Origin of the sequence: Serratia sp. EWG9 (assembly GCF_019913725.1) — a bacterium.
GTDB classification, from domain to species: Bacteria; Pseudomonadota; Gammaproteobacteria; order Enterobacterales; family Enterobacteriaceae; genus Serratia; species Serratia ureilytica.
The window spans coordinates 228,738-254,322 of sequence record NZ_JADNRO010000007.1; the positions used below are offsets into that span (position 1 = coordinate 228,738).

Here is a 25,585-nt window from a genome sequence, read left to right on the forward strand (position 1 = left end):
TTTATGGATAACGCATTGATTCTCAGTCATCTCGAGGCCGGCGTGTTGACGCTGACCCTCAACCGGCCGGATCGGCTCAACAGCTTTAACGACGAAATGCATCGCCAACTGAGCGAAGCGCTGACGCAAGCCGAACGCGACGACAACGTGCGCTGCCTGCTGATCGCCGGCGCCGGCCGCGGTTTCTGCGCCGGGCAGGATCTCAACGATCGCAACGTCAGCGCCGATCAACAGGCGCCGGACCTCGGCCTGTCGGTCGAACGTTTCTACAACCCCCTGATCCGCCGCCTGACCGCCCTGCCCAAACCGGTGGTGTGCGCGGTCAACGGCGTGGCGGCCGGCGCCGGCGCCGCGCTGGCTCTGGCGTGCGACATCGTCATCGCCGCCGACAATGCCGGCTTTATTCAGTCATTCTGCCGCCTGGGGCTGGTGCCGGATTCCGGCGGCAGCTGGTTCCTGCCGCGGCTGGCCGGCCACGCCCGCGCGATGGGCATGGCCATGCTGGGCGACAAAATCAGCGCCCAACAGGCGCTGGAGTGGGGCATGATCTGGCAGGTGGTGCCGGCGGATGAATTGGCCGACCGCACGCAAACGCTGGCGCGCCATCTGGCCACCCAGCCGACTTACGGTCTGGGGCTAATCAAGAAAGCCATCTACAGTTCGGCCACCAACAGCCTCGATCAACAACTCGATCTGGAGCGCGATCTGCAGCGATTGGGCGGCCGCAGCGACGACTACCGCGAAGGCGTCAGCGCGTTCTTCGCCAAACGCACGCCAAACTTCAGCGGGAAATAGCCATGAACGCGTCCCTTCTTAACGGCCAGGTGGCGGTGATCGGCGCCGGCACCATGGGCATCGGCATTGCGCAGGTGGCCGCCGCCGCCGGTCACCCGGTGCGGCTGTTCGATATCGCCCCCGCCGCCGCCCAGCGCGCGATCGACGAACTCGCTCGCCGCCTGCGGCAGCGGGTCGACGGCGGCAAGGCCGACGCAAACACCACCGAGGCGCTGCTGGCGCGTCTCGAACGCGCCGATTCGCTCGAGCAAATGGCCGACAGCGCGCTGGTGATTGAAGCGGTGGCGGAAAATCTGGCGATCAAGCAGAGCCTGTTCCGCGATCTGGAAGCGATCTGCTCGCCCACGGCGCTGTTCGCCAGCAATACTTCTTCGCTGTCGATCACCGCCATCGCCGGCGCCTTGCAACACCCACAGCGCATGGCCGGGCTGCACTTCTTCAACCCGGCGCCTCTGATGAAGCTGGTGGAGATCGTCAGCGGTCTGGAGACCGGGGCCGAGACCCTCGCCGCGCTGCAAGCCCTGGCTCAGCGCTGGGGTAAGCAGAGCGTCGTGTGTCGTTCGACGCCGGGATTCATCGTCAACCGCGTGGCGCGGCCGTTCTACGCCGAAACCTTGCGCGCACTGGAGGAACGGGTGGCCGACGCCGCCACCCTGGATGCGGTAATGCGCGACGCCGGCGGTTTCGCCATGGGCCCGCTGCAGTTGACCGATCTGATCGGCCAGGACGTCAATTACGCCGTGACCGACTCGGTGTATCAGGCCTTCTACCAGGATCCGCGTTTCACCCCCTCGCTGGTGCAGCAGGAGCTGGTGGCCGCCGGGCGCCTTGGCCGCAAATCCGGCCGCGGCTTCTACCGCTACGACGCGCAACGCCCCACCGCAGAGATGATCGCCTTTGCGCCACCGGCGCAGGCCGCGCTACCGCAGCGCGTTACGCTGCACGGCGACTGGTCTTCGCTGGCCGATTTGGCGCAGCTGTTAAGCGAAAATGCGGGGGCGATCAAACAACCTGGCCAGACCAGCCCGCACGTCACGATCGACGACGTTACACTGATGTTAACCAATGGTAAAACCGCCGGCCAACTGGCCGACGAACGTGGAACGCCCGTGGTGCTGTTCGATCTCTGTGCCGACTATGCGCATGCCTCCGCCATCGCCATCAGCTGTGCGGCGCAAAACGGCGCGCAACACAATGCCAAAGCGATCCGTCTGCTGCAGTCCCTCGGCAAACGCGTCATCCCGTTGCCGGATTACCCCGGCCTGCTGACGATGCGCACCCTGGCCATGCTGGCCAACGAAGCGCTCGACGTGGTGAACAAAGGCGTCGCCGGCGCCGAGGATACCGATCTGGCGATGCTGCGCGGGGTCAATTATCCGCGCGGCCCGCTCGCCTGGGGCGCCGCGCTCGGCTGGCGCCACATCCTGACGACGCTGGAAAACCTGCAACGCTATTACGGCGAGGCACGCTATCGCCCGATGCCGCTGCTGCGCCGCTACGCTTCCCCCGCCGCTTTCCCAGGAGCCGAACAATGAACGCCAATACGCCGCGCGCGCTGGCTCAGCGCTGCGCCGAACAGATGTTCCAGCAAGATACCTGCGCTCAGGCGATGGGGATGCACATCGATGCCGTCGACGTAGGGTACGCGCAGGTCAGCATGACCGTCGGCCCGCAGATGCTCAATGGCCACCAGACTTGCCATGGCGGCCAGCTGTTCAGCCTGGCGGATACCGCCTTCGCCTACGCCTGTAACAGCCAGGGGCTGGCGGCGGTGGCTTCCGGCTGCAGCATCGACTTCGTCCGCCCGGCGCTGGCCGGCGATCGCCTCACCGCCAGCGCGCAGATGCGCCATCAGGGCAAAGCCACCGGGCTGTATGACGTCGAAATCGTCAATCAACAGGGCAAAACCGTCGCCTGGTTTCGCGGCCGCGCGCACCGCCTCGGTCACAGCATTTTAGGAGATCGGGCATGAATCAGGCATTTATCTGCGACGGCGTGCGCACCCCGATCGGCCGCTATGGCGGCGCGCTGGCCCAGGTGCGCGCCGACGACCTCGCCGCCCTGCCGCTGCGCGTGCTGCTGGAGCGCTATCCACAGGTGGATTGGGCGCAGCTGGACGATGTGATCCTCGGCTGCGCCAACCAGGCCGGGGAAGACAACCGCAATCTGGCGCGCATGGCGCTGCTGCTGGCCGGATTGCCGGTCGGCGTTTCCGGCACCACGGTGAACCGCCTGTGCGGTTCGGGTCTGGACGCGCTGGCGATGGCGGCGCGCAGCATCAAAGCCGGCGACGCCGGGCTGATGCTGGCCGGCGGCGCGGAATCGATGACCCGAGCGCCGCTGGTGATGGGCAAGGCCGACAGCGCCTTCAGCCGACAGGCGCAGCTGTACGACACCACCCTCGGCTGGCGCTTCGTCAACCCGCGCATGCAGGCCGAGTTCGGCACCGATTCGATGCCGGAGACCGCCGAAAACGTCGCGGCGCAGTTCAACATCAGCCGCGCCGATCAGGACGCCTTTGCGCTGCGCAGCCAGCAGCGCGCCGCCCGGGCGCAGGCGCTGGGATACCTGGCGCAGGAGATAGCGCCGGTCAGCCTCACCGGTAAAAAAGGCGCAGTCACCCTGTTCAGCCAGGATGAACACCCGCGCGCCGATACCACCTTCGATCAGCTGCAGGCGCTGAAAACCCCGTTCCGTCAGCCCGGCAGCGTCACCGCCGGCAACGCCTCGGGGCTGAACGACGGCGCGGCCGCGCTGATCGTCGCCTCCGAAGCGATGGCGGCGCGCCAGGGCCTGACGCCGCGCGCGCGCATCCTTGCCACCGCCACCTGCGGCGTGGAGCCGCGGCTGATGGGCATCGGCCCGCTGCCCGCCACCCGCAAGGTGCTGGAGATCGCCGGGCTGAGCCTGGCGCAGATGGACGTCATCGAACTGAACGAAGCGTTCGCCGCCCAGGCGTTGGCGGTGATGCGCCAGCTTGGCCTGCCGGACGATGCCCCGCAGGTCAACCCCAACGGCGGCGCGATCGCTCTGGGGCACCCGCTGGGCATGAGCGGCGCGCGCCTGGCGCTGGCCGCCCTGTTTGAACTGGAACGGCGAGCCGGCCGCTACGCTCTGTGCACCATGTGCATCGGCGTGGGCCAAGGCATCGCCATGATCATTGAGCGTGTCTGACCCCTGAGGCTAACCATGACAATAAATCCACAGCCCCTCGAAACGATCGAATTCGCCTCGCGCGATGAGATTGAAGCGTTGCAGTTGGCGCGTTTGAAGTGGACGCTGCACCACGCCTACGACAATGTGCCGATGTACAAGCGCAAGTTCGATCAGGCGGGCGTACACCCCGACGATCTTAAGCAGCTGAGCGATCTGGCGCGCTTCCCCTACACCACCAAGCAGGATCTGCGCGACAACTACCCGTTCGACACCTTCGCGGTGCCGATGGAACAGGTGGTGCGCATCCACGCCTCCTCGGGCACCACCGGCCGCCCGACGGTGGTGGGCTACACCCAGCGCGACATCGATAACTGGGCCGATATCGTCGCCCGCTGCCTGCGCGCCGGCGGCGCCACCGCCAAAGACAAGGTGCACGTCGCCTACGGTTACGGCCTGTTTACCGGCGGCCTGGGGGCGCACTACGGCGCGGAGCGGCTCGGCGCCACGGTGATCCCGATGTCCGGCGGCCAGACGGAACGCCAGGCGCAGCTGATCCTCGATTTCAAACCCGACATCATCATGGTGACGCCGTCCTACTGCCTGACGCTGATCGATGAACTGGAGCGCAAAATGGGCGGCGACGCGCGCGGCTGCTCGCTGCGGCTCGGCGTGTTCGGCGCCGAACCCTGGACCGAAGCCCTGCGCCACGAAATCGAAACCCGCATGGGCATCAAGGCGCTGGATATTTACGGCCTGTCGGAGGTGATGGGGCCGGGCGTGGCGATGGAATGTCTGGAAAGCGGCGGCGGCCCCACCATTTGGGAAGACCACTTCCTGCCGGAGATCATCTGCCCGGAGACCGGCATCGCCCTGCCGGACGGCGAGCACGGCGAACTGGTGTTCACCACCCTGACCAAAGAGGCGCTGCCGGTGATCCGCTACCGCACCCGCGATCTCACCCGGCTGCTGCCGGGCGACGCGCGCCAGATGCGCCGCATGGGCAAAATCACCGGCCGCTCCGACGACATGCTGATCATCCGCGGCGTCAACGTCTTCCCGTCGCAGGTGGAAGAACAGATCATGCAGTTCGAGCAGCTGTCGCCGCACTATCAACTGCAGGTCAGCCGCAGCGGGCATCTGGACACGCTGGCGGTGCGCGTCGAGCTGAAAGAATCGGCGCTCAGCCTCAGCCATCAGCAGCGTTGCGATATCTGCCACCAGCTGCGCCACCACATCAAATCGATCGTGGGCGTCAGCACCGACGTCAGCATCGCCAACTGCGGCGATATTCCGCGCTCGGAAGGCAAGGCGCAGCGCGTGGTCGATCTGCGGCCGCGCTGAGGCGCACGGCGTCACGGATGACGCCGCCCCAAATTATGGTAATGTTGTGGCTCATCGAAGGCTAACCCATGGAAAAATATGGAACATAAACTGGATGAGTTCATTCGCCATGCCGTCGACGCCCAGCCGATCAGCGGCACGTCGCTGATCATTTCGCTGTACGGCGACGCGCTCAGCCACCGCGGCGGCGAAGTGTGGCTCGGCAGCCTGAGCGCGCTGCTGGAGGCCTTCGGTTTCGGCGATCGCTTCGTGCGCACCTCGGTGTTCCGCCTTCAGAAAGAGGGGTGGCTGGCGGTGGAGAAAATCGGCCGCCGCAGCTTCTACCGCGTGACCGAGCAGGGCATGCGCCAGTTCCGCCACGCCGAATCGAAGATCTATCTGCGCGAGCAGCCTGCCTGGGACGGCAAGTGGGAGCTGTTGCTGCTGGAATGCGCCGAAAAAAACGCGCGCGCGCGGCTGAAAAAAGAGCTGGGCTGGCTCGGGTTCGGGCAGATCGCCAACAACCTGATGGCCGCCCCCACCCATGCGCAAACCGACGTGACGGCGCTGCTCGGCGAATTGAACGCCAGCGAGCAGGTGATCTACTTCCGCGCCGATTACCCCTACAACCGCTCCGAGCAAACGCTGCAGAAACTGGTGGCCGACTGCTGGTCATTGAGCGAGGTGGCGGCCGGTTATCATGAGTTTATCGTCTCTTTCCGGCCGCTGATGGCGCTGCTGCGCGAAGTCGACCCGGCGGCGCTGACGCCGCTGCGCTGTTTCCAGATTAAGCTATTATTGATTCACTTCTTCCGTCGCGTGGTGTTGAAAGATCCGCTGCTGCCGGACGCGCTGCTGCCCGCCCAGTGGGAGGGCCAGATCGCCCGCAATCTGTGCATCAATCTCTATCAGCAGGTCGATCGCGCCGCGACGGAGTACGTCAGCGCGCTGGCGGAGACCACCATCGGCGCCCTGCCCGCGCCGGCCGCCGGCTACTATCGGCGCTTCGGCGGCCTGCCGCGCGACCCTACATGTTAAGGAACTCACGCTATGCCTGTGTATCAGATTGACGGCCTGACGCCGGTCGTTGACCCCAGCAGTTACGTGCACCCGACGGCGGTGCTGATCGGCGACGTGATCGTCGGCAAACACGTGTATATCGGCCCGAACGCCAGCCTGCGCGGCGATTTTGGCCGCCTGGTGATCTGCGACGGCGCCAACATTCAGGACAACTGCGTGATGCACGGCTTCCCGCAGCAGGACACGGTGGTGGAAGAAGACGGCCATATCGGCCACGGCGCCATCCTGCACGGCTGCCGCATTCGCCGCAACGCGATGGTGGGCATGAACGCGGTGGTGATGGACGGTGCGGAGATCGGCGAGAACACCATCGTCGGCGCGATGGCGTTCGTCAAAGCCGCGGCGGTGATCGAAGCCAACAAGCTGGTGGTCGGCAGCCCGGCGCGCGTGCTGCGCGATCTGACCGAACAGGAGCTGGCCTGGAAGATCGCCGGCACCCGCGAGTATCAGGATTTGGTGCAGCGCTGCAAATCCTCGCTGCACGAAGTGGCGCCGCTGACCGAAATCGAACCGGGCCGCCGGCGCCTGAGCTTCGGCGACCACCTGATCCCGAAAAGCCAGCTTTAATCCCCGGGGCTGAGATGCGCCTCAGCCCCTCCCCTTATTACTCCACCTCCGGCGCCTTGAGTGGCGACGGCGCAACCGCGCGGCGGCTCTGGAAGTGATAAACCGCCACCAGCAGCAAGGTGAACGGAATACCGAACCACAGCGTCATGCGGAAGAATTCGGTAAACGCCGTCGAGATCATCAACGCTGCCATCAGCCCGGCGCCGAGCAAGGTGGTATAGGGAAAGCCCCACATGCGAAATTTCAGGTGGGTCTGCCGATGCCGGCGGCGGAAGAACAGGTGGGTGACGAAAATCATCAGCCAGGTAAAGCAGGCGCCATACACCGAGATAGACATCATGGCGGCGAACGAGGTTTCCGGCGCCACCAGGCTCAGCACGATAGACACCACGATACCGATGCACGACATCGCCAGCGCATTGACCGGAATACCGCGCCGGCTGACGCGCCCCAACGCCGCCGGCGCCTGCCCGGCGCGCGACAGCGAGAACATCATGCGAGTGGTGATATACAGCTGGCTGTTCATTGCCGACAGCGCCGCCACCAGCACGATAAAGTTGAAAATACCGGCGGCGGCGGGCAGATGGATCACGTTCATCGCCATCAGGAACGGGCTTTCGCCGGTGCCGGACTGGCGCCAGGGCACGATGGCCAGCATCAGGGCGATCGACAGCATGTAGAAGATGAACAGCCGCACGATGGTGCCCTTGAACGCCGCCTTCACCGCAATCACCGGATTCTTCGCCTCGCCGGCGGCCACCGCGATCATTTCAATGCTCAGGTAGCTGAAGATGGACACGATCACCGCGAACCACATGCCCTTGACGCCAAACGGCATAAAGCCGCCGGCGGTCAGGTTGCGCAGGCCGTAGGCCGGGTTGCCCGAGAACGCCAGAATGCCGATGCCGATCAGAATAAACGCCACGATCGCCGTCACTTTGACGGTGGACAGCGCGTATTCCACCTGGCCGAACGATTTCACGCCGATCACGTTAACGACGATCACCGCCGCCGAGAACAGCAGCACCCACGGCCAGGTCGGCGTCGCCGGGAACCAGAACTGCATGTACATGCCGATGGCGGTGACTTCGGTGCCCACCGCCAGCACCACGCAAGACCAGTAAGAGTAACGCACCAGAAAACCGAACAGCGGGCCGAGATAGAATTCGGCGTAGTCGCCGAACGAGCCGGGCGTCGGGTGTTCGGAGGTCATTTCCGCCAGGCTGCCCATCAGCAGCAGCGCAATGACGCCACCGATCAGGTAGCTCAGCAATACCGACGGCCCCGCCATCTGAATGGCGTAGGCGCTGCCGAGAAACAGCCCGGTGCCGATGGCGCCGCCGATCGCCAGCATCGACATCTGCCCGGCGGTAAGATGCTTGTTCAACCCGCCCTGGCGGCGGGCGATATGCTCAAAATCATTCATCTGTGGCATGGCTGTGCTCCCGGGCGGAGTTAGGCGGTGCGGGTGACGTCGAGGATCGCGGCGGTCACATAGTCAATGTTGCCGGGGTTAAGCCCCGGCAGACACATGCGGCCGGGCGAGACCAGATAGATGGCATAGCGCTGCCGCAAGGTCTGCAGCTGCGCTTCGTTCAGGCCGGTATAGCTGAACATGCCGCGCTGATCGCGTATGCGCCGGTGATCCAGCGAAGAGCCGCCCTGCGCCAGCCCGGCGGCCAGCTGTTCACGCATTTGCTTGATGCGCGAGCGCATTTCCGCCAGCTCATTGCGCCAAAGCTCGCCAAGTTCGGCGTCGCCGAGCAGGGTTTCCACGATCTGGCTGCCGTGCGTCGGCGGGCAGGAGTAGCTGCGGCGGATCAGCGTTTTTAACGCCCCTTTGACGTTGGCGGCATTTTCCGCGTCGGCGCAGCGCACCGATAGCGCGCCCAGACGCTGGCCATACAGCGCGACGTTTTTGGAAAACGAATTGCAGACCAAAAACGGCAGATCGGTTTTCAGCGCTTCGCGCAATGCAAAGCAGTCCTCCTCCAGCCCGTCGCCGAAGCCCTGATAGGCGATATCGAACAGCGGCAGCAGACTGCGTCGCTGCAGCACGGCGAGCGTGGCGCGCCACTGCTCCGCCGTCAGATCGGTGCCGGTTGGGTTGTGGCAACAAGGGTGCAGTAAGACCACGCTGCCGGGCGGCAGGCTGTCCAGCGCGTCGAGCATGGCGGCGAAACGCAGGCCGCCCGCCGCTTCATCAAAGTAGGGATAGGTATTCACCCGCAGCCCGGCGCCTTCGAAAATCGCCCAATGATTGGCCCAGGTAGGATCGGACACCCAGATTTCACCGCGCGCCAGAAAGTGGCGCAAAAAATCCGCCGCCAGCTTCAACGCGCCGGAGCCGCCGACGGTCTGCACCGTGGCGATGTCGGCCGCCTGTTGCTCACCGAACAGCAGCGCCTGCACCTGACGGGCGAACTGCGGCGAACCTTCGATCGGCGGATAACCGTGCGGGCGGCGCAGCGCCAGCAACCGCTGCTCGGCCGCCTCAACCGCCTGCATCAGCGGAATATTCCCCTGCCGATCGTAATACAGCCCAATGCCTAAATTCACTTTTTGTGGATTGGGATCCTGCAAATAGGCTTCCATCAGCGACATAATAGGATCGGCGGCGGAAGGTGCAATCTGTTTAAACATGACGCATCCTTAACTCGTTATTGAATTAATATGAAGACAGGCTTAAGGAGAAATTAAATCAGGCGATGGCGCTGACGGTAATTTCTATTTTCATTCCGGGCACCACCAATTTCTCGACGATAACCGTGGAGCGATTGGGATAAGGATAATTAAAGTATTTCCGGTAAATATCATCGAGCCATTTAACGTCGTTAACGTCGGTAAGATACACGATCACCTGCAGCACCTTATCGCTGTGGCTGCCCGCCGCCTTCAGCGTCTGCGCCAGGTTATCGAAGGTCAGCGCAATCTGTCGCTCCGGCGCGCCGGTGTCGATGCTGCCGTCCGCCCGCACCGGGCCGTGGGCGGTAAACAGCATGCCGCCGCCCCGGGTGGCCCAGGAAAAAGGCTGGCCGATATCCGGCAGCCCGGTCTCTACAATCTCGCGCATGTCAGTGGTTCCCGTGGTGGTCAAGTTGGCGAAGCAGCGCGCCGTCGGCGGCGAACAACGCATCCAGGATGGTGAAATGGTTGGCGCCTGGCACCGCGACCAGTTCAGCCGGCAGCCCGCGTTGGCGCAGCGCCGCATGATAGTGTTGCGACTGACCTCTCAGTTCCGGCAGCTCCAATGCGCCGTAATACAGCGTAAGTGGCTTGCCGCGCGTCGGCAGGCGGCGCGCCGGGCTGAGCGTTTCAATTTGCCGCGTGGTCAACTGCAGCGCCCGATTGACATAGCTTTGTTGCAGCGGCGCCAGCTCGAACAGGCCGCTGATGGGAAAGACGGCATCCACCAACGCATGCTGCTGCCAGAGCGCCGCCAGCTGCCCGCCGGCGGAATGGCCGCACAGATAAACCGGATGGGCGTAGTGCGGCGGCAGGCGGCGCTGAATGGCATCCAGCGCCATTCCGATCTGTCGGCATATTTCGTCGAGATCCACCGCCGGCGCGAGCGCATATTCCACCAACACCACGTCAAAACCCAACGCCAGCGGCCCGGCGGCGATAAAGGCGAAATCCGCCTTATCGCAAAATTGCCAATAGCCGCCGTGAATAAAAATTAACGTCCCCTGATGCTGCTTTGCAGAATAGAGCCAATCAAATGTTTCGCGTTCACCGTTGCCATAAGCAATATTATTTTCATGGCGCGTCTGTTTATAAACAGCCGCGCTGCGGGTTTGAAATGAAGTCAAAATAGCCGCTTCATTATCCACCGTGGCGCCGTTGTCATAACTCCCCGCAAGTGGTTTCATATATTAAACTTCGTTTATTATTTAAGATGTGAATTAACTATTAGCACCGACAAAATTATTGTCAAGACGGGCGCATCAGCAATGCGCGCCCGGTAAAATAAAACCTGATGAATAATGAAAAAGTTTAACCCATGAAACTTTTTGCGTTTATTTCCCCCGCCCGTCCGGCTGAATTTGCGGCAAGGCGCTGAGCCGTTCAAATGCATAATCCCAAAAGGCGCGCACCTTCAGCGGCATGTGCTGCGCCTGCTGCGCCACCAGCTGTACCGGCATCGGCAACGGCTCATGATCCGTCAACAGCCGCACCAGCGTGCCGGCGGCCAAATCGTCCGCCACCTGATACGAGAGCAACCGGGCGACGCCCTTGCCGGCGCGCACCGCCAGCAGTTGCGCTTCCACGTCGTTGAGCAACAGCCGGGGCGTCAATCGCACGCGCTCGCCGTTTTCCTGCGGGCCGAAGCGCCATTCGCGCAGCGACGGCCGCTGGGTGCCGACGATGGTGGCGTGCTCCGCCAGCTGCGCCGGCGATCGCGGTTCACCGCAGCGCGCCAGGTAATCCGGGCTGGCGACCGTCACCCGGCTGACCTGCCCCAGGCGCCGCGCCACGCGGGAAGAGTCCTGCAGATGACCGATGCGCACCGCGATATCCAACCCTTCGTCAATCAGATCGAGATTGCGATCGTTCAATACCATTTCGATCTGCATCTGCGGGTAATCATCGAGAAAAGCCATCCCCACCGGCGCCACGTACCGGCGGCCGAACTGCACCGGCGAGGTAACGCGCAGCAAGCCGCTCAGCTGCGCTTCGGCGGTATCCTGCACCACCGCCTGATAATCCTGCAGCAGCCGTTGCGCGCGCTCCAACAGCCGCGCACCCGCTTCGGTGGGCGCCAGCCGCCGGGTCGTGCGCTCCACCAATCGGGTGCCGAAACGCTGTTCCAGCGCGGCGATGGCCCGGGTGATCGCCGGCGCCGAACGCCGCAGTTTGCGCCCGGCCGCCGCCAGGCTGCCTTGCTGCACCACCGCCACGAAAATCGCCAACTCGTCTAACCGATCCATATATTCTTCCGAAAAGTGAAATTATCAATTTCCACATTGCCGGATTTCGCTCGTTCAACGCAAGAGTATGCTGACAAAAAGCACTGAGGAGAAACGCCATGTCCACCATCACACTCTACGGCACCCCGCTTTCCGGCCACGTTCATCGCGTGGCGTTGCTGCTGCACATGCTGGCGCTGCCCTATGCATGGGTCGAAGCCTCGGCGGACGTACGGCAGAGCGCAGCCTTCCGCCGGCTCAACCCGTTCGGCCAGATCCCGGTCTTGCAGGATGGCGATCTGACGCTGGCCGACAGCAACGCCATTCTGGTCTATCTGGTGAAGCGCTATGCGCCGGACAGCCACTGGCTGCCGGAACAGCCGGCCGCGGCGGCGCGAGTGCAGGCCTGGCTTTCCAAAGCCGCCGGTGAAGTCCGCTACGGCCCGGCGGCCTGCCGACTGATCGCCCAATTCGCCGTGCCGGAGGACTATCAGGCGGCGCGGGCGGTCAGCGATCGTTTCCTGCCGCAGATGGAACAGCATCTGAGCGAGCGGGACTACCTGGCCACCGAACACCCCACCATCGCCGATCTGGCCTGCCACAGCTACGTGGCGGTCGCGGCCGAAGGCGGCATTTCGCTGTCGCCTTACCCTGCGATACGTCGCTGGGCGGCGCGCATCGCTGCACTGCCCGGCTTCTTTGCCATGCCGGCCCTGCCGGAACCGGCAGGGAGCTGACGCCATGATCCCGCAACTGTTCCATCCCGATGAGCTGCGCGCACAGACGCTGGCCGGGTTTGGCGGCGTAGGCGGCGGCATCTACCCCGCGATGCCGGATCAGCACCGCGCGTTTTTCGCCGCGCTGCCCTACCTGTTTGTCGCCACGCTGGATGAACAAGGCTGGCCCATCGCCACCCTGTTCACCGGCCCGCCCGGATTTTTACGCACGCCGGACGACACGCATTTACGCATCAGCGCGCCGCGCCGCAGCGACGATCCCGCCCAGGCGCTGTTGCTGCCCGGCAAGCCGGTCGGCGCGCTGGGGCTGGATTTCAGCAACCGGCGGCGCAACCGCGCCAACGGCGCCATCGGCCGCACCGACAAAAACCGGGTGGAAATCCTCGTTCAGCAAAGCTTCGGCAACTGCCCGCAGTACATTCAGCGCCGCGAACTCTACCCGGTGGACAGCCGGCCGCAGCCGGTTGAGCATTTGGCCGTGCTGGATGCGGCGGCGCAGGCGCTGATCCGCGCCGCGGACACCTGCTTCGTCGCCAGCTGCGCGCACCTGGCACTGCCGCAGGGCGGCGTGGATATTTCCCATCGCGGCGGCCGCCCCGGCTTTATCCATCTGGAAGGCGACACGCTGTGGATGCCGGACTTTCGCGGCAACCGCTACATGAACACGTTGGGCAATCTGCTCGCCGAACCGCGGGCGGCGCTGCTGTTCATCGATTTCGATCGCGGCGACGTGCTGCATCTGCAGGGGGAAACGCAAATCCTCTGGCAGGCGGAAGGGGATCCCGGCGTCGAAGGGGCGGAACGCTATTGGCGATTTGACGTGCGCCGCGCCTGGCGTTTTGCGGCGGCGCTGCCGTGGCGAGGGCGCAATCTGGAGTATTCGCCGGCGACGCTGGCGACCGGGGTGTGGCGCCGCTGAGCTGAAATGAAAAGCCCCGCGGCGGCGGGGCTGGATCGGAAATTACAGGCTGTGTTCGGCCGCCGATGCGGCCTGATAAAGCTGACGAAAATAATTCAACCGCGCAAAGAACAGGCGGCTTTGCTGCTCCGACATATTGCCGGCCACCTGCCCGGCGTCAATCTGCCGCCCTTGCCATTCCATCAGGGCGATGCTCGACGCCAAAAAATCCATTTCGCTGCCGTAGGCCGCGAGATGTCTGTCCACTGATTTCATCATTCGCACACTCCTTTTAATCACATCGAAAAGGGTCATATGCCTGCTCTTTCAGTATCGACCCGACGGCGGATATTTTTTGTACAGAAGATGCGCAGTGAGAAAACGGCCATCTTGTCGTCGCGTTGGCAAACGGCGGCGGCAAAGTTTGCTAGGGTAAAGGGGAGCCGTATGGAATAGACCACTCCGTTGAACTCAGCAAAGGAAGAGACTCATGAGCATCAGTATCCGCGCCACCCTCAAGGATCCCACGCTGTTCCGCGAGGCCAATTACATCGACGGGCAATGGTTGCCGGCCCAGGAAGGCCGCACGATCGCCATTCATAACCCCGCCAACGGCGAGCGGATCGGCCACGTGCCGGCCTTCGGCGCCGAAGAAACCGCTCGCGCCATCGCCGCCGCCAAAAAAGCGCTGCCCGCCTGGCGCGCGCTGACCGCCAAAGAGCGCGCCGGCAAGCTGCGGCGGCTGTTTGAATTGATGATGGAAAATCAGGAGGATCTGGCGCGCATCATGACGGCGGAACAGGGCAAACCGTTGGCCGAAAGCCGCGGTGAAATCGCCTATGCCGCCTCCTTTATCGAATGGTTCGCCGAGGAAGGCAAGCGGGTGTATGGCGACACCATTCCACAGCCGCAGGCCGGTCGCCGCATCATCGTGCAAAAAGAGCCGATCGGCGTGTTCGCCGCCATCACCCCGTGGAACTTCCCGGCGGCGATGATCACCCGTAAAGCCGGCCCCGGCTGGGCCGCCGGCTGCACCGGGGTGATCCGCCCCGCCAGCCAAACGCCGTTCTCGGCGCTGGCGATCGCCGTGCTGGCGGAGCGCGCCGGGTTGCCCGCCGGGGTGTGCAACGTGATAACCGGCCCCAGCAAAGGCATCGGCGGCGAACTCACCGCCAACCCGGACGTGCGTAAACTCTCCTTCACCGGCAGCACCGAAGTGGGGGCGCAGCTGCTGGCCCAGTGTGCGCCCACCATCAAGAAAACCAGCATGGAGCTGGGCGGCAACGCGCCGTTTATCGTGTTCAACGACGCCGATCTGGACGCCGCCGTGGCCGGCGCGGTCGCCTCGAAATACCGCAACGCCGGCCAGACCTGCGTCTGCACCAACCGTTTTCTGGTGCAAGACGGCGTATACGATGCCTTCGCCGCCAAACTGAAAGCCGCCGTCGCCAAGCTGAAAGTCGGTAACGGCCTGGATGACGGCGTCACCATCGGCCCGTTGATTAACCCGGACGCGGTGGAGAAAGTGCGCGAGCATATCGCCGACGCCGTCGAGCACGGCGCCTCGGTGCTGCTGGGCGGCAAGCCTGACGCGCTGGGCGGCAATTTCTTCAGCCCGACCATCCTGACCGACGTGCCGCGCACGGCGAAAATCTTCCGCGAGGAGACGTTCGGCCCGGTGGCGCCCCTGATCCGCTTCAGCCAGGAAGCCGACGCCGTCGAACTGGCCAACGACACGCCGTTCGGCCTGGCCGCTTACTTCTACAGCCGCGACATCGGCCGGGTGATGCGCGTGGCCGAAGCGCTGGAGTACGGCATTGTCGGCATCAACGAAGGGCTGATCTCCACCGAAGTGGCGCCGTTCGGCGGCATGAAACACTCCGGTTTGGGCCGTGAAGGCTCAAAATACGGCATCGAAGACTATCTCGAGATCAAATACCTGTGCCTCGGCGGCCTGGGCGCCTGATGCGGTCGCTATCCATATCGGCTGCCGCTGACGCGCGCAGAGGAAAGCGACCGCGTTAGCCCTCGCCTTCCTCGGCCCCTGCGCCGCAATGCCTGGCTTGCCGGCTCCGCCTGCCTGTACGGAGCCGGTGAGCCAATCAGGCGTCCTGATTGAGTACGTTGCCGATCGCCTCCTCACACTGCAAGATATTATGGTGGTGACAAGCCAGCGGGATAATCTTGAGCTGCGCGCAAACCGCGCCCAGCCCATTATCTTCCAGCGCCAGCAGCGGCGCCGTTATCGCCTCCGGCAACTGCGGATTACCCTCCGTCGCCTTAAACAGCGTCACTTTCGTGGTCTGCAATCGGCGGCTCAGTCTTCCCTCTGACAGCCGCCGCTCCGCCTGCCCGGCGGCCATGGCGCGTGTCGCCGCCTCCCCCTCGATGCCCAGCGCAGGCAGCAGTTGCTCCAGCGGCAGCTCCGCCGTGGTCTGCCGGTAGAAGCTGTCCAGCAGATACAGCCGCACGTTACGGCAGCCGCGCGCCTCCAGGCGAGCGGCGATCTCCAGCGCGATGATGCCCCCCAGCGACCACCCGAGAATGCGCACCGGCCCGGCGTCTTGCAGCAGGCCGGCGGCAATCATGTCGTTTAAATACCGTTCGGCCAGCTCGCCGAGCGAGTCGATGGTCGGTTGATGGTAAAGATTATGGTTATCGACGCCATAGCAATTGAGTCGCCCTTGCAACGGCTGAGCGAAAGCATGAAACGCCTCCGCGCCCACCAGCGCCGGGTGGATCATCCACACAGTGGGCACGCCGTCTGTCCGGCGGTTAAGCGGCATGACCAAACGGCGCTCGTTGGCGGCCAGCAGATTTTTCAGGGTGCGGCTTTGCAACAGCTGCACCACCGGCACCGGCGCGGCCATCAGTTCGCCCATGCCGACGCACAGGGAGATCGCCTTGATCGAGGTGCCGCCCAGCAGGAAGAAATCGTCCGTCATGCCGACCTGCTCGCACTGCAGCGCCTCCTGCCACAATGCGCACAACTGCTGCTCCAGCGCGTTCGCGGGAGCGACATAGGCCTGCGGCTCATTCGCCGTCGGCGCCGGCAGCGCCTTGCGATCCAGCTTGCCGCTGGAGTTGTACGGCAACGCTTCCAGCCGCACCAGCGCCGCAGGCAGCATGTATAGCGGCAATTGCCCGCTCATAAAGGCCAGCAGCGCCGACTCCTCCAGCGGCGCCTCACTGACGTAATACAGCGCCAGACGCTGCCGATGCGCCTCTGACAGCACCACGGCGCAGCAGGATTTGATCGCGCCGAACGCCAGCGCACATTGCTCGACCTCCCCCAGCTCGACGCGGTATCCATTGATTTTCACCTGAAAATCCATACGGCCGAGGAACTCCAGATTGCCGTCTGGCAAATAGCGCCCGGCATCGCCGGTGCGATAAAGCCGCTCCCCCAGTTCCGGATGGTAGATGAATTTTTCCTCGGTCAGCGACGGATTGCGGTAATAGCCGCGCGCCACGCCGGCCCCACCGATGTACTGCTCCCCCGGTAAGCAGGGCGGCAACACGCGCAGATGGCGATCCAGCACATAGAAACGCTGATGGGCCATCGCCCGGCCATAAGGCACGCTGGGCGCCAGGATCGGCGTTTCCGGAATGTCGTACAAAATCGACCAAATGGAGCTCTCGGTCGCGCCCCCGGCGCTGACTACCCGGCACCCTGGCCGCCATTGGCGAATGCGCGCCGGCAGTGAACGCGAGATCACCTCGCCCACCAGCACCACATTGCGCAAATGCGGCCACTGCGCCTGCGATGCGGCGGACTCCAACTGCTCCACCAGTAGCGTCATCACCGAAGGCGCGGAATTCCAGAAGGTCACCCCCTGAGTCATCAACAACCGATGCCACGCCTCCGTCTGATAGCGTTCGGTTTCGGACGGCATCACGATGGCGCCGCCCACCGACAGCAGGCCGAAAATATCGAACACCGAAATGTCGAAGCTCAGCGCGCTGAGCGCCAACCCGCGATCGTCCGCGCCGAGTTCCAGCTGGTGCAAGGTATCGATGATGCTGTTCACCGCGCCGCGATGTTCTATCGCCACCCCTTTCGGCGTGCCGGTAGAACCGGAGGTGAAAATCACATAGGCCAGCGCGGAAGGCGCCGGCAAGACCGGCTCACCCGGCGCCGCCGGCGGTAACGCGTTGACCGCACCTTGCGGATCGATCGTCAACAGTCTGGCGTTACCGTGGGCCGCCCACGCCCGGCTGCTGAGGATAATCCGGGTCTGCGACTGCGCGACGATATCCAGGCGGCGGCGTTCCGGCCAGGCGCCGTCCAGCGGCAAATAGGCCTTGCCGGCCATCAGGATCGCCAGCACCGCAATGATTTGCGCCCGCCCTTTGTCCACCATCACCGCGATGGTGTCGGCGCGCATATCCGCATGCTCGCGCAGCTGCAACGACAGCGCCAACGCACGCCGATACAGCTCACCGTAGTTCAGCTCACCCCATTCATCGACGATCGCCACCCGCTGCGGATCGCGCTCGGCCTGACGGATAAAATCATGATGGATGGCGCGTTCGAAATCGTAGGCCGGCGGACAGGATTGACGGAAGGCGCGCTGCCGCGCCGTTTCACTCGCCGATACCAGCGCCAACTGACTGACGCGCTGCTCCCCGTGATTGACGATCTGCGTGAGGATCGTCAGATAATACTCACCCAACAGCGCCAGCGTGGCCGGTGCAAACAGGGCGGTGGCATAGTTGAAGATCGCCCTGCCGCCTTGCGGCGCCGACTGTATGCTCAGCGTCAAATCGAATTTGGCCGCCTGATAGTGTGTCAACAGATCCTGCGGCGCCAGCCAGGCCGGCGCTTCACCCGCCTCTTCCAGCGCGAACAGCGTCTGAAACAGCGGATGGCGCGACAGATCACGCGGCACCTGCAGCAGCTCAATCAACTGATCCAACGGTAAATTCTGATGCCGCTGCGCCTGCAGCACGCCATCAAAGACCCGATGCACATAATCGTTCAGCGACGCCGCATCGTCTATTTGCGAGCGCAGCGGCAGCGTATTGACGAAGAATCCGATCGCCGAGCGGGTCTCCGCCACCGGCCGGTTAGCGACCGGCGTGCCGACCAGAATGTCTTGCTGGCCGCTGAAGTAACCGAGCAGCAGATTAAAGGCCGCAAGATACAGCGCAAACGGCGTGACGCCTTGCCGCCGGGCGAACTGCGCCGCCTGCATCGTCAGGGCCTCCGGCAGCGCGATGACGTGATTGGCGCCGCGATGATCGAAGCGCGCCGGCCGCACGAAATCGAGCGGCATCTCCAGCGCCTGCCACCCATCCAGCGCTTGTCGCCAATACGCTTTCGCCTCATCCGCCAACGCGGAGTCCAGCCAGCGCCGCTGCCAGACGGCATAGTCGCCATATTGCAACGGCAACGCCGCCAGCTCAGCCTCCCGCCCTTGCCGCTGCGCCTGATACAGCGCATCCAACTCCTGCAGCAGCACCGGCTGCGACCAGCCGTCAAACGCCAGGTGGTGCACCAGGATCAGGCTGTAAGTCACCCGCCCGCCATCAGGCTGCACCACCTGGTAAACGCTCGCTCTGATCGGCAACTCCGCCTCCAGGGCAAACGGCCGATCGATATCCTGCCGCAGTCTGTCCGGCCAGCGCGCCGCCTCCAGCGCCACGCGCTCCAGCGAAAGCGTTTGTTCACAGGCCCGGGCGACGGCAATTTGGGACGGCTTCTGGGCAATCAGGCTGTGCAACACCTGATGCCGGGCGACGACCGCCTGCAGACTGCGCTCGTAAGCCGTCAGACAGACATCGTCGCCGAGACGGAACAGCATCGGCACATGATAAAGATTGCCGCCGCCGTTCAGGTTCTCGATAAACCACAGCTGCAGCTGTGAAGCGGAGAGCGGATACTCGCGTTGCCGCAGCGGCGGGATCGACATCGGCGCGGCGCCCTCCCCCTGCCGCAGCAACGCACGGCACAATGAACGGATCGTCGGGAACCGGCCCAGCTCGCTCAACGTCACCTCGCTCCCCAACCGCTGACCGATCTGGTAACAGGCCTGGATCGCCAGAAGGGAATTGCCACCCAGCGAGAAGAAATTGTCCTCCACGCCGATATCCTGCCGCTGCAACAGATCGCGCCACACCGCCAGGCAAGCGTTCTCCCGCTCGTTCTGCGCCGCGACAAACTCGCGCGCCGTCCTTTTCGGCGGCGGCAACGCCTGTCGGGCTATCTTGCCGTTTTCGGTCAGCGGCAGCTGTGCCAGCTGCATCAGCGCCTGCGGCACCATGTAAGGAGGCAGTTGGCTGCTCAAATGCTGCGCCAAATCCTGCGGGGCGATCGCCTCATCGGCAGCGAAGTAAGCGGCCAGACAGGGCTGAGGGTCGGTGACGAGCACGCAACAACAGGCGGTCACCCCCGGATAGGCAAGCGCGGCATGCTCTATTTCACCCAGCTCGATGCGGTAGCCGTTCAGCTTGACCTGCTGATCGAGACGCCCCAGGAACTCCACATTGCCGTCCTCGAGCCACCGGCCCGCGTCGCCGGTGCGATACACCCGCTCCTGCAGCTCCTCATGCCAGAAGAAACTCTCGGCGGTGCGTTGCGGATCGCCGTAATACCCGCGCGCCAACCCTTCACCGGCCAGATAGATCTCCCCGCGCACGCCCGGCGCCGCGGGCCGTCGTCCGGCATCCAGAATGTAGCAACGCTGGTGCGGCAACGGTTTACCGTAAGGGATGCTGACCGAGCGAATTTTCTCGCCTCGCGACACCTCATACAGCATGGTGAAGATCGCCGCCTCCGTAGCGCCGCCGGCGCTGCAGAAGCGGACGTGCGGCGCCCAGGCCAGGCAGCGTTCCGGCAGCGAGGTGGCGATCCAGTCGCCCCCCACCATCACAGCCCGCAGCGCCGGCGCAGGCCCGGCCGCCAGCCCCGCGCCGTTTACATAGTCCAGCAACAGCTCCATCAGGGCCGGTGCGCTCAACCATTGCGTCACTCGATGTGTCATCATCAGCTGATACCAGGCTTGCGGATTGACCCGATCTCGCTCGGCCGGCATCACAACCGCACCGCCCGCGCTCAACGGGCTGAAAATATCGAAGATCGCCAGATCGAAGCTCAACGCGCTAAGCGCCAGGCTGCGATCCCGCTCGTTGAACCCGAAATACCGCCGAACGCCTTCCAGCATGTTCACCGCGCTGCGATGTTCGATCGCCACGCCCTTGGGCGTGCCGGTCGAGCCCGAAGTGAAAATGATATAGGCCAGGCTGTCAGGACCGGCCTCCACCGCCGGCAGGCGCCTCTCCGGCAGCGGCAACTGCGCCGCCAGCCCGTCGGCATTCAGTTCGACCAGGTTGATCTCGTCGCAGGCCCAGGGCGCATCGCTGAGCAACGTATTGATGCCGGCCTGCGCCATCACCTTCAGCCGCCGCTGCGGCGGCCATGTCGCCTCCATCGGCAAAAACGCCTTGCCGCACATCAGCGCCGCCAACAGGGCGATCGGCTGCCGGCGCCCCTTGTCGGCGACGACGGCGATGGCGTCGCCGGTCATCTTGCCCTGCACACGCAGTTGAGTGGCCAGCGTTAACGCCGCCTCGTGCAGTTCGCCGTACGTCATTTCCCCCTGCGCGTCGATCACCGCGACGGCCTGCGGATTGCGCTGCGCATGCCGCACGAAATCCTGTTGCAGGCAACGTTCAAACGCATAGCTAAAGGCCGGCGCCGCAGGCAGCGCCGGGCTCTGCGGCTGCAGACGAATATTTTCCAGCGGCCAGTCATCGTGGCGCGCCATCTGTTGCAATAGGGCGAGATAGTAGCCGGCCAACCGATCCATCGACGCTTTGCTGAACAGCGCCGACGCGAAGTTGAAGCGCGCGCGCATCTGCTCCCCCTGCGGCGTCAGCGTGAGCGTCAGATCGAACTTGGCGGTGCGCTCATCCGCGCTCAGATCGACCACCGACAGCCAGTCCGGACGCGTCGGTGCGCCGCTCTCGCCCTCCAGCGCGAACATGACCTGGAACAGCGGATGCCGCGAAAAGTCGCGCGGCAGCGCCAGAGCGTCCACCAGCGCCTCCAGCGACAGCGTCTGATGCTGCTGCGCCCGCAGCGTCGTGGCCGCAACCTCTCGCACAAACTCGGCGACGCCCTGACGGGGGTCGATCTGCCGGCGTAAAGGCAGCGTATTGACAAAGAACCCGATCAGATTCCCCAGCTCAGGGCGATTGCGGTTCGCCAGCGGCGTGCCCACCATGACATCGTTCTGACCGCTGTAGCGGGCAAGCAACAGCATGAACCCCGCCAGCATCACGGCATGCAGCGTCACGCCCTCTCGGCGCGCCAACGCCTCCAGCGCCTTCACCAGCGCCGCCGGCAGCGGCACTTCGCTGTTGTCGCCGCATACGTCGAAGACCGCCGGCCGCAAAAAATCCACCGGCAGCGAGAGCGGCTGCCAGCCCGCCAGCTCTCGTTGCCAAAAGGCCAATTCGTCGGCCCGGCGCTGCACATTTTCCGGCGCGTGTTGCCAGCACGCATAGTCGAGGTATTGCAGCGCCGGCTCTGTCGCCTTACGCCACGTTCCCCGATAGCGCGCGTCCAGTTCCTGCAGCAGCACCTCAAGCGACCAACCGTCAAAGACGATGTGATGGAATACCAACAGACAAACGGCCGTTTCCCCGCCCGCCGCATCGCGGTAACGATAGCGCGTGGCGCGCAGCGGCAGCTCGCGCGTCAAATCCATCGGCCGGCTGCAGGCCTGCGCCAGCGCCATGTCAAACTCAGCGCCGCTCACCGTCAGCAAAGGCACCGGCAGCACGGCGTCGCTGACCCACTGGCTGGCTTCGCCCCGCTCATTCTGGCGAATCAGGCTACGCAGGATCTGGTGGCGCTCGACGATCGCCTGCAGACAGTCCGCAAAACGTTGGTCATCGATGTCCGGCGCCAGCCGCAGCAGCACCGGCGACAGATAGTGCGTGGCGTCCGCCGACAGTTGCTGAACAAACCACAATCGCGACTGCTGAAGCGACAGCGGCCCCTCCCGCAGCTCGCCGGGGAGGATGGGCGGCTCATCCGACGGCGCCTGCCGTTGAGCGGCGATATGCTCGCTCAGCGCGGCCACCGTCGGATGCTGATTCAACGTCAGCACCGAGATCTTCGCCCCCGGCAATTTATTCACTTCGTGACACAGCCTGATGGCCATAATGGAGTTGCCGCCGAGGCGGAAGAAGTTGTCGTCCATGCCGACATGGCCGCCCAGCAGCCGATTGAACAGTGTAGAAAGCTGAGTCTCCAGCGGCGTGCCCGGTTGGCGAAACGCCGTTTGCCGCTCCACCGGCAGCGGTTCCGGCAATGCCCGGTAATCGACCTTGCGGCTCACCGTCAGCGGCAGCGCCGACAGCGCCGACAGCGCCGACGGCAACATATAATGCGGCAGCTGCGCCGCCAGGCGTTGCAAGATGTCGCCGGCCTGCGGCGTCGCGCCGGGCTTCGGCACATACCAGGCCGCCAGTTGGTCCGTCGTGCCGGGGCGCAGGGTCACCACCGCCTCGGCCACCTCGTGCAGCGCGCGCAGCTGCATTTCGATCTCGCCCAACTCGATGCGATAGCCGTTGATCTTGATCTGCTGGTCGTGTCGCCCAAGATAGTCCAGGCTGCCGTCGGCCAAGCGCCGTACCCGGTCGCCGGTGCGATACAGGCGCCGGTAAGGCTCACGCAGTTCAAAAGGATTGGCGACGAATGCGGCTTCCGTCAGCGCCGGCAGGTTCAGGTATCCGCGCGCCAGGCCGGCGCCGGCCAGACACAGCTCGCCCTCCGCCCCCAGCGGCAGCAGATTGTCATGCTCGTCAACCACATAACAACGCATATTGGCGATGGCGTGGCCGATATTGCGCGCGCCGTTGCGGCGATAAATATTCAGACTGGCGCTGACCGAAGCCTCGGTCGGGCCGTACAGATTGGCAACCTGCATGCCGCAGGCCAGGTAATGGTCGAGCGCCTCCTGCGCGGTCGCCTCGCCGCCGGTCGCGAGATAGCGCACCGAAGCCGGCAGGTCAGGCAAAGTGCCAAGCAGCGCCGGCGGCAGGAAACAGGCTTCGATGCCCCAGGCCGCCATTTGGCCGCACAACAGCGCCGGATCGCGCCGCTGCGCCTCGCCCGCGATGAACAGCCGGTGGCCGTTGCTCAGGGCCATGAACACTTCAAACACGTGCGCGTCAAAGGCCAGCGACGCGAACTGCAGGCAGTTGAGCGCGCCCGATTCATTGCGCAGCAAACGCTGCGTATGGCCCCTTACCATGTTGGCCGCGCCCCGGTGTTCACACAGCGTGCCTTTCGGCCGCCCGCTGGTGCCGGAGGTGTAAATCACGTAGGCCAATTGCCGGGCTTCGACATTCGGCAGGCTCGCGGCATCCGCATCGGCAAGCGGTTCATCCGCCGCCAGGCAAACACCGTCCGGCGCCAGTCGCTGCGCCGCCCCTTGCAATGCGCTTTCCGTCAGGACGATGGGGCTGTTCACCTCTTGCAGAATATATTCCAGGCGCTGCGCCGGCGCCGCGGGATCCAGCGGCACATAGGCGCCGCCCGCCTTCATGATGGCCAGCATCGCCACCACCGCTTCCGCGCTGCGCTGCAGATACAGCGGGATCAGCGTCTCTGGCGGCATGGCGGCGCCGCGCAACCGGCGATATTCTTCCCTCAGCCGTATTGCCAGGCGATCGCTGCGCTGCGCCAGTTGGCGGTAGCTGAGCGAACCGTTGGCATCGGTTACGGCGATGCGTTCCGGATGACGGCGCGCCTGGCGGGCCACGCCGTCGAGCAGTGTCGCCCCTGGTTCGGCCGTGTCCGGCTCGCTCTCCCAGGCGTCGCGGCAGCGTAAAACCTGCTGCGCCGTGAGCTGCGGCCACGCGGCTATCGGCGCGTCCGGTTCGGTTAGCGCACGCCGCAATAGCCCGAGATACTGATCCGCCATCTCCGCCATTTGCGTGGCGTCGAACAGATCGGGCCGATAACGCAGGCGAAACTCAAAGGCCTGCTCGGTCGGCTGATACTCCAGCAGCAGTTCCGAACCGGCCAGATCGACGTTGTAACGGTGATTGACGCCGATGCGGCAACCGTCAAGCGCCAGCGGCGCATCTTTCAGGTAAGCCTGAGTGAAATTGACGTTCAGCTCGCGCACCGGGCTGAGGTTCAGCATGTCATAAACCGGCAATTGGCTGTGCCGCAGCTTGCCCGTCGCCTTGAGCGCTTTGCTGTAGGCCAGCGTCGCGCGGTACAGCTGGTTGAACGTGGCTTGCGGGGCGAGCGTTAAGGGAAACACCGCGGTGTTGACCTGGGCGCCGAAGAACAGCGGCTCGCCGCCGTCCGGCGCGACGGGATAACCGATATGCACCGTGTCCTGCGCGGATTGCCGGACGATCAGCAACGCCCACAGCGTTTTGAATATCAGGAATGGGTTGGCATACCTGACGCCGGACTTCAGCGCCTGCCACTCGGCGAACGGCAACGTAAAGCGCACTTCGCCGGCGCCGGGGGCTTCGGGGGCTTCGCCGGGGAGATAAGGCAACGCTACGCGCGGGGCGCATTCGGCCAACCGGTCGCCCCAGAATGACGCGGAAGCGAAGTCCTGCTTCAACGCCGCGATATCCGCCTCATAGCGCCGGTACAATCGACAAATGTCCGTTTCATCCGCCTGCGGCGGCGCCACGGCCGCCCCGCGATTGTAATAGGCGGAAACGGCGTTGTAGAACTCCTGGCCGGACAGGCCGTCGATCAGGATGTGATGAACGACAATGATCAAATTATAGCGCTGCGGCGCCAGCTCAATCAGGTAAAAGCGGCACAGCGGCCCCTCCCGGAGATCGAACGGCGTATTGATTAATTTACCGGCATCGCAATCGGCATCAAGCGTTTCCAACGCAATTTTCTTCTCCGTCTTTACCCAGCGTAATTGCGGCGAGCTGTCGTCGAGGACATGGTGAAACAGAATATAGTCCCGGCACACCCCGTCGACCGCCGCGCGCAGTCGATCGACGTCCAGCGCCCCCTCAATGGTCTGATCCAGCACCAGGTTGTACTCGCAGGAGTGTGGATTGAGGACGTATTCATTCCAAAACGTGTGGGTATAGGGTGAAGCGATGATCGCGCCCATGAA

Annotated in this window: 17 protein-coding genes; 10 read left to right on the plus strand and 7 right to left on the minus strand. The window is 64.2% G+C overall.

What is annotated here, in order from left to right:
• The first annotated feature begins 3 nt into the window (after positions 1-3).
• The 7 genes from paaG to paaY all read left to right on the plus strand — a co-directional run bounded on the left by paaG (position 4) and on the right by paaY (position 6,918).
• A complete protein-coding gene (gene paaG / locus ITX55_RS17170; RefSeq protein WP_047025413.1) occupies positions 4-795 on the plus strand; it encodes a 2-(1,2-epoxy-1,2-dihydrophenyl)acetyl-CoA isomerase PaaG in 792 nt (263 codons plus the stop codon).
• Between the two features lie 2 nt (positions 796-797).
• Positions 798-2,330, plus strand: a complete 1,533-nt coding sequence (locus ITX55_RS17175) for a 3-hydroxyacyl-CoA dehydrogenase (RefSeq protein ID WP_108681031.1) — start codon at positions 798-800, stop codon at positions 2,328-2,330.
• Complete coding sequence (gene paaI / locus ITX55_RS17180; protein ID WP_033650803.1) at positions 2,327-2,767, plus strand: hydroxyphenylacetyl-CoA thioesterase PaaI; 441 nt, start codon at positions 2,327-2,329, stop codon at positions 2,765-2,767. Before ITX55_RS17175 ends, paaI begins: the two co-directional genes overlap by 4 nt.
• Complete coding sequence (gene pcaF, locus ITX55_RS17185) at positions 2,764-3,969, plus strand: 3-oxoadipyl-CoA thiolase (RefSeq protein ID WP_108681033.1); 1,206 nt, start codon at positions 2,764-2,766, stop codon at positions 3,967-3,969. The genes paaI and pcaF overlap by 4 nt, the downstream gene beginning before the upstream one ends.
• 15 nt (positions 3,970-3,984) lie before the next feature.
• On the plus strand, positions 3,985-5,292 hold the full coding sequence (gene paaK / locus ITX55_RS17190) for a phenylacetate--CoA ligase PaaK (protein WP_016927188.1): 1,308 nt from the start codon (positions 3,985-3,987) through the stop codon (positions 5,290-5,292).
• A 78-nt stretch (positions 5,293-5,370) separates the two neighbouring features.
• Positions 5,371-6,309, plus strand: coding sequence for a phenylacetic acid degradation operon negative regulatory protein PaaX (paaX, locus tag ITX55_RS17195; RefSeq protein WP_033643616.1), 939 nt, complete (start codon positions 5,371-5,373; stop codon positions 6,307-6,309).
• A gap of 12 nt (positions 6,310-6,321) precedes the next feature.
• A complete protein-coding gene (gene paaY, locus ITX55_RS17200) occupies positions 6,322-6,918 on the plus strand; it encodes a phenylacetic acid degradation protein PaaY (protein WP_033643617.1) in 597 nt (198 codons plus the stop codon).
• A 37-nt stretch (positions 6,919-6,955) separates the two neighbouring features.
• Here the strand turns inward: paaY and ITX55_RS17205 are convergent, their stop codons facing one another.
• The 5 genes from ITX55_RS17205 to ITX55_RS17225 form a co-directional block, all read right to left on the minus strand.
• Positions 6,956-8,353, minus strand: coding sequence for an amino acid permease (locus ITX55_RS17205; RefSeq protein WP_108681035.1), 1,398 nt, complete (start codon positions 8,351-8,353; stop codon positions 6,956-6,958).
• A gap of 20 nt (positions 8,354-8,373) precedes the next feature.
• On the minus strand, positions 8,374-9,561 hold the full coding sequence (locus ITX55_RS17210) for an amino acid aminotransferase (protein ID WP_108681037.1): 1,188 nt from the start codon (positions 9,559-9,561) through the stop codon (positions 8,374-8,376).
• 58 nt (positions 9,562-9,619) lie between these two features.
• Positions 9,620-9,991: a RidA family protein gene (locus ITX55_RS17215; RefSeq protein WP_033643621.1), complete on the minus strand. Its 372-nt coding sequence runs from the start codon at positions 9,989-9,991 to the stop codon at positions 9,620-9,622.
• Position 9,992: 1 nt separating this feature from the next.
• Positions 9,993-10,790: an alpha/beta hydrolase gene (locus ITX55_RS17220; protein ID WP_060660544.1), complete on the minus strand. Its 798-nt coding sequence runs from the start codon at positions 10,788-10,790 to the stop codon at positions 9,993-9,995.
• 147 nt (positions 10,791-10,937) lie between these two features.
• Positions 10,938-11,849, minus strand: coding sequence for a LysR family transcriptional regulator (locus ITX55_RS17225; RefSeq protein WP_108681039.1), 912 nt, complete (start codon positions 11,847-11,849; stop codon positions 10,938-10,940).
• A 98-nt stretch (positions 11,850-11,947) separates the two neighbouring features.
• On the opposite strand from ITX55_RS17225, the gene ITX55_RS17230 reads away from it, so the two are divergent.
• The gene (locus ITX55_RS17230) at positions 11,948-12,565 is read left to right on the plus strand and encodes a glutathione S-transferase family protein (protein ID WP_033643625.1); all 618 of its coding nucleotides are present in this window, start codon (positions 11,948-11,950) and stop codon (positions 12,563-12,565) included.
• A 4-nt stretch (positions 12,566-12,569) separates the two neighbouring features.
• Complete coding sequence (locus ITX55_RS17235) at positions 12,570-13,484, plus strand: pyridoxamine 5'-phosphate oxidase family protein (RefSeq protein WP_047025405.1); 915 nt, start codon at positions 12,570-12,572, stop codon at positions 13,482-13,484.
• Between the two features lie 42 nt (positions 13,485-13,526).
• Here the strand turns inward: ITX55_RS17235 and ITX55_RS17240 are convergent, their stop codons facing one another.
• Positions 13,527-13,742: a glycogen synthase gene (locus ITX55_RS17240; RefSeq protein ID WP_004935234.1), complete on the minus strand. Its 216-nt coding sequence runs from the start codon at positions 13,740-13,742 to the stop codon at positions 13,527-13,529.
• A 211-nt stretch (positions 13,743-13,953) separates the two neighbouring features.
• Here ITX55_RS17240 and gabD point away from each other — a divergent pair, with 211 nt between their 5' ends.
• Positions 13,954-15,429 carry an NADP-dependent succinate-semialdehyde dehydrogenase gene (gabD, locus tag ITX55_RS17245; protein WP_089194911.1) on the plus strand — a complete coding sequence of 492 codons (1,476 nt, stop codon included), beginning with the start codon at positions 13,954-13,956 and terminating at the stop codon, positions 15,427-15,429.
• 136 nt (positions 15,430-15,565) lie between these two features.
• Here gabD and ITX55_RS17250 read toward each other — a convergent pair whose 3' ends face one another.
• Entirely contained in the window at positions 15,566-25,582 is a 10,017-nt protein-coding gene (locus tag ITX55_RS17250) for a non-ribosomal peptide synthetase (RefSeq protein WP_223085230.1), read from the minus strand.
• Positions 25,583-25,585 lie beyond the last annotated feature (3 nt).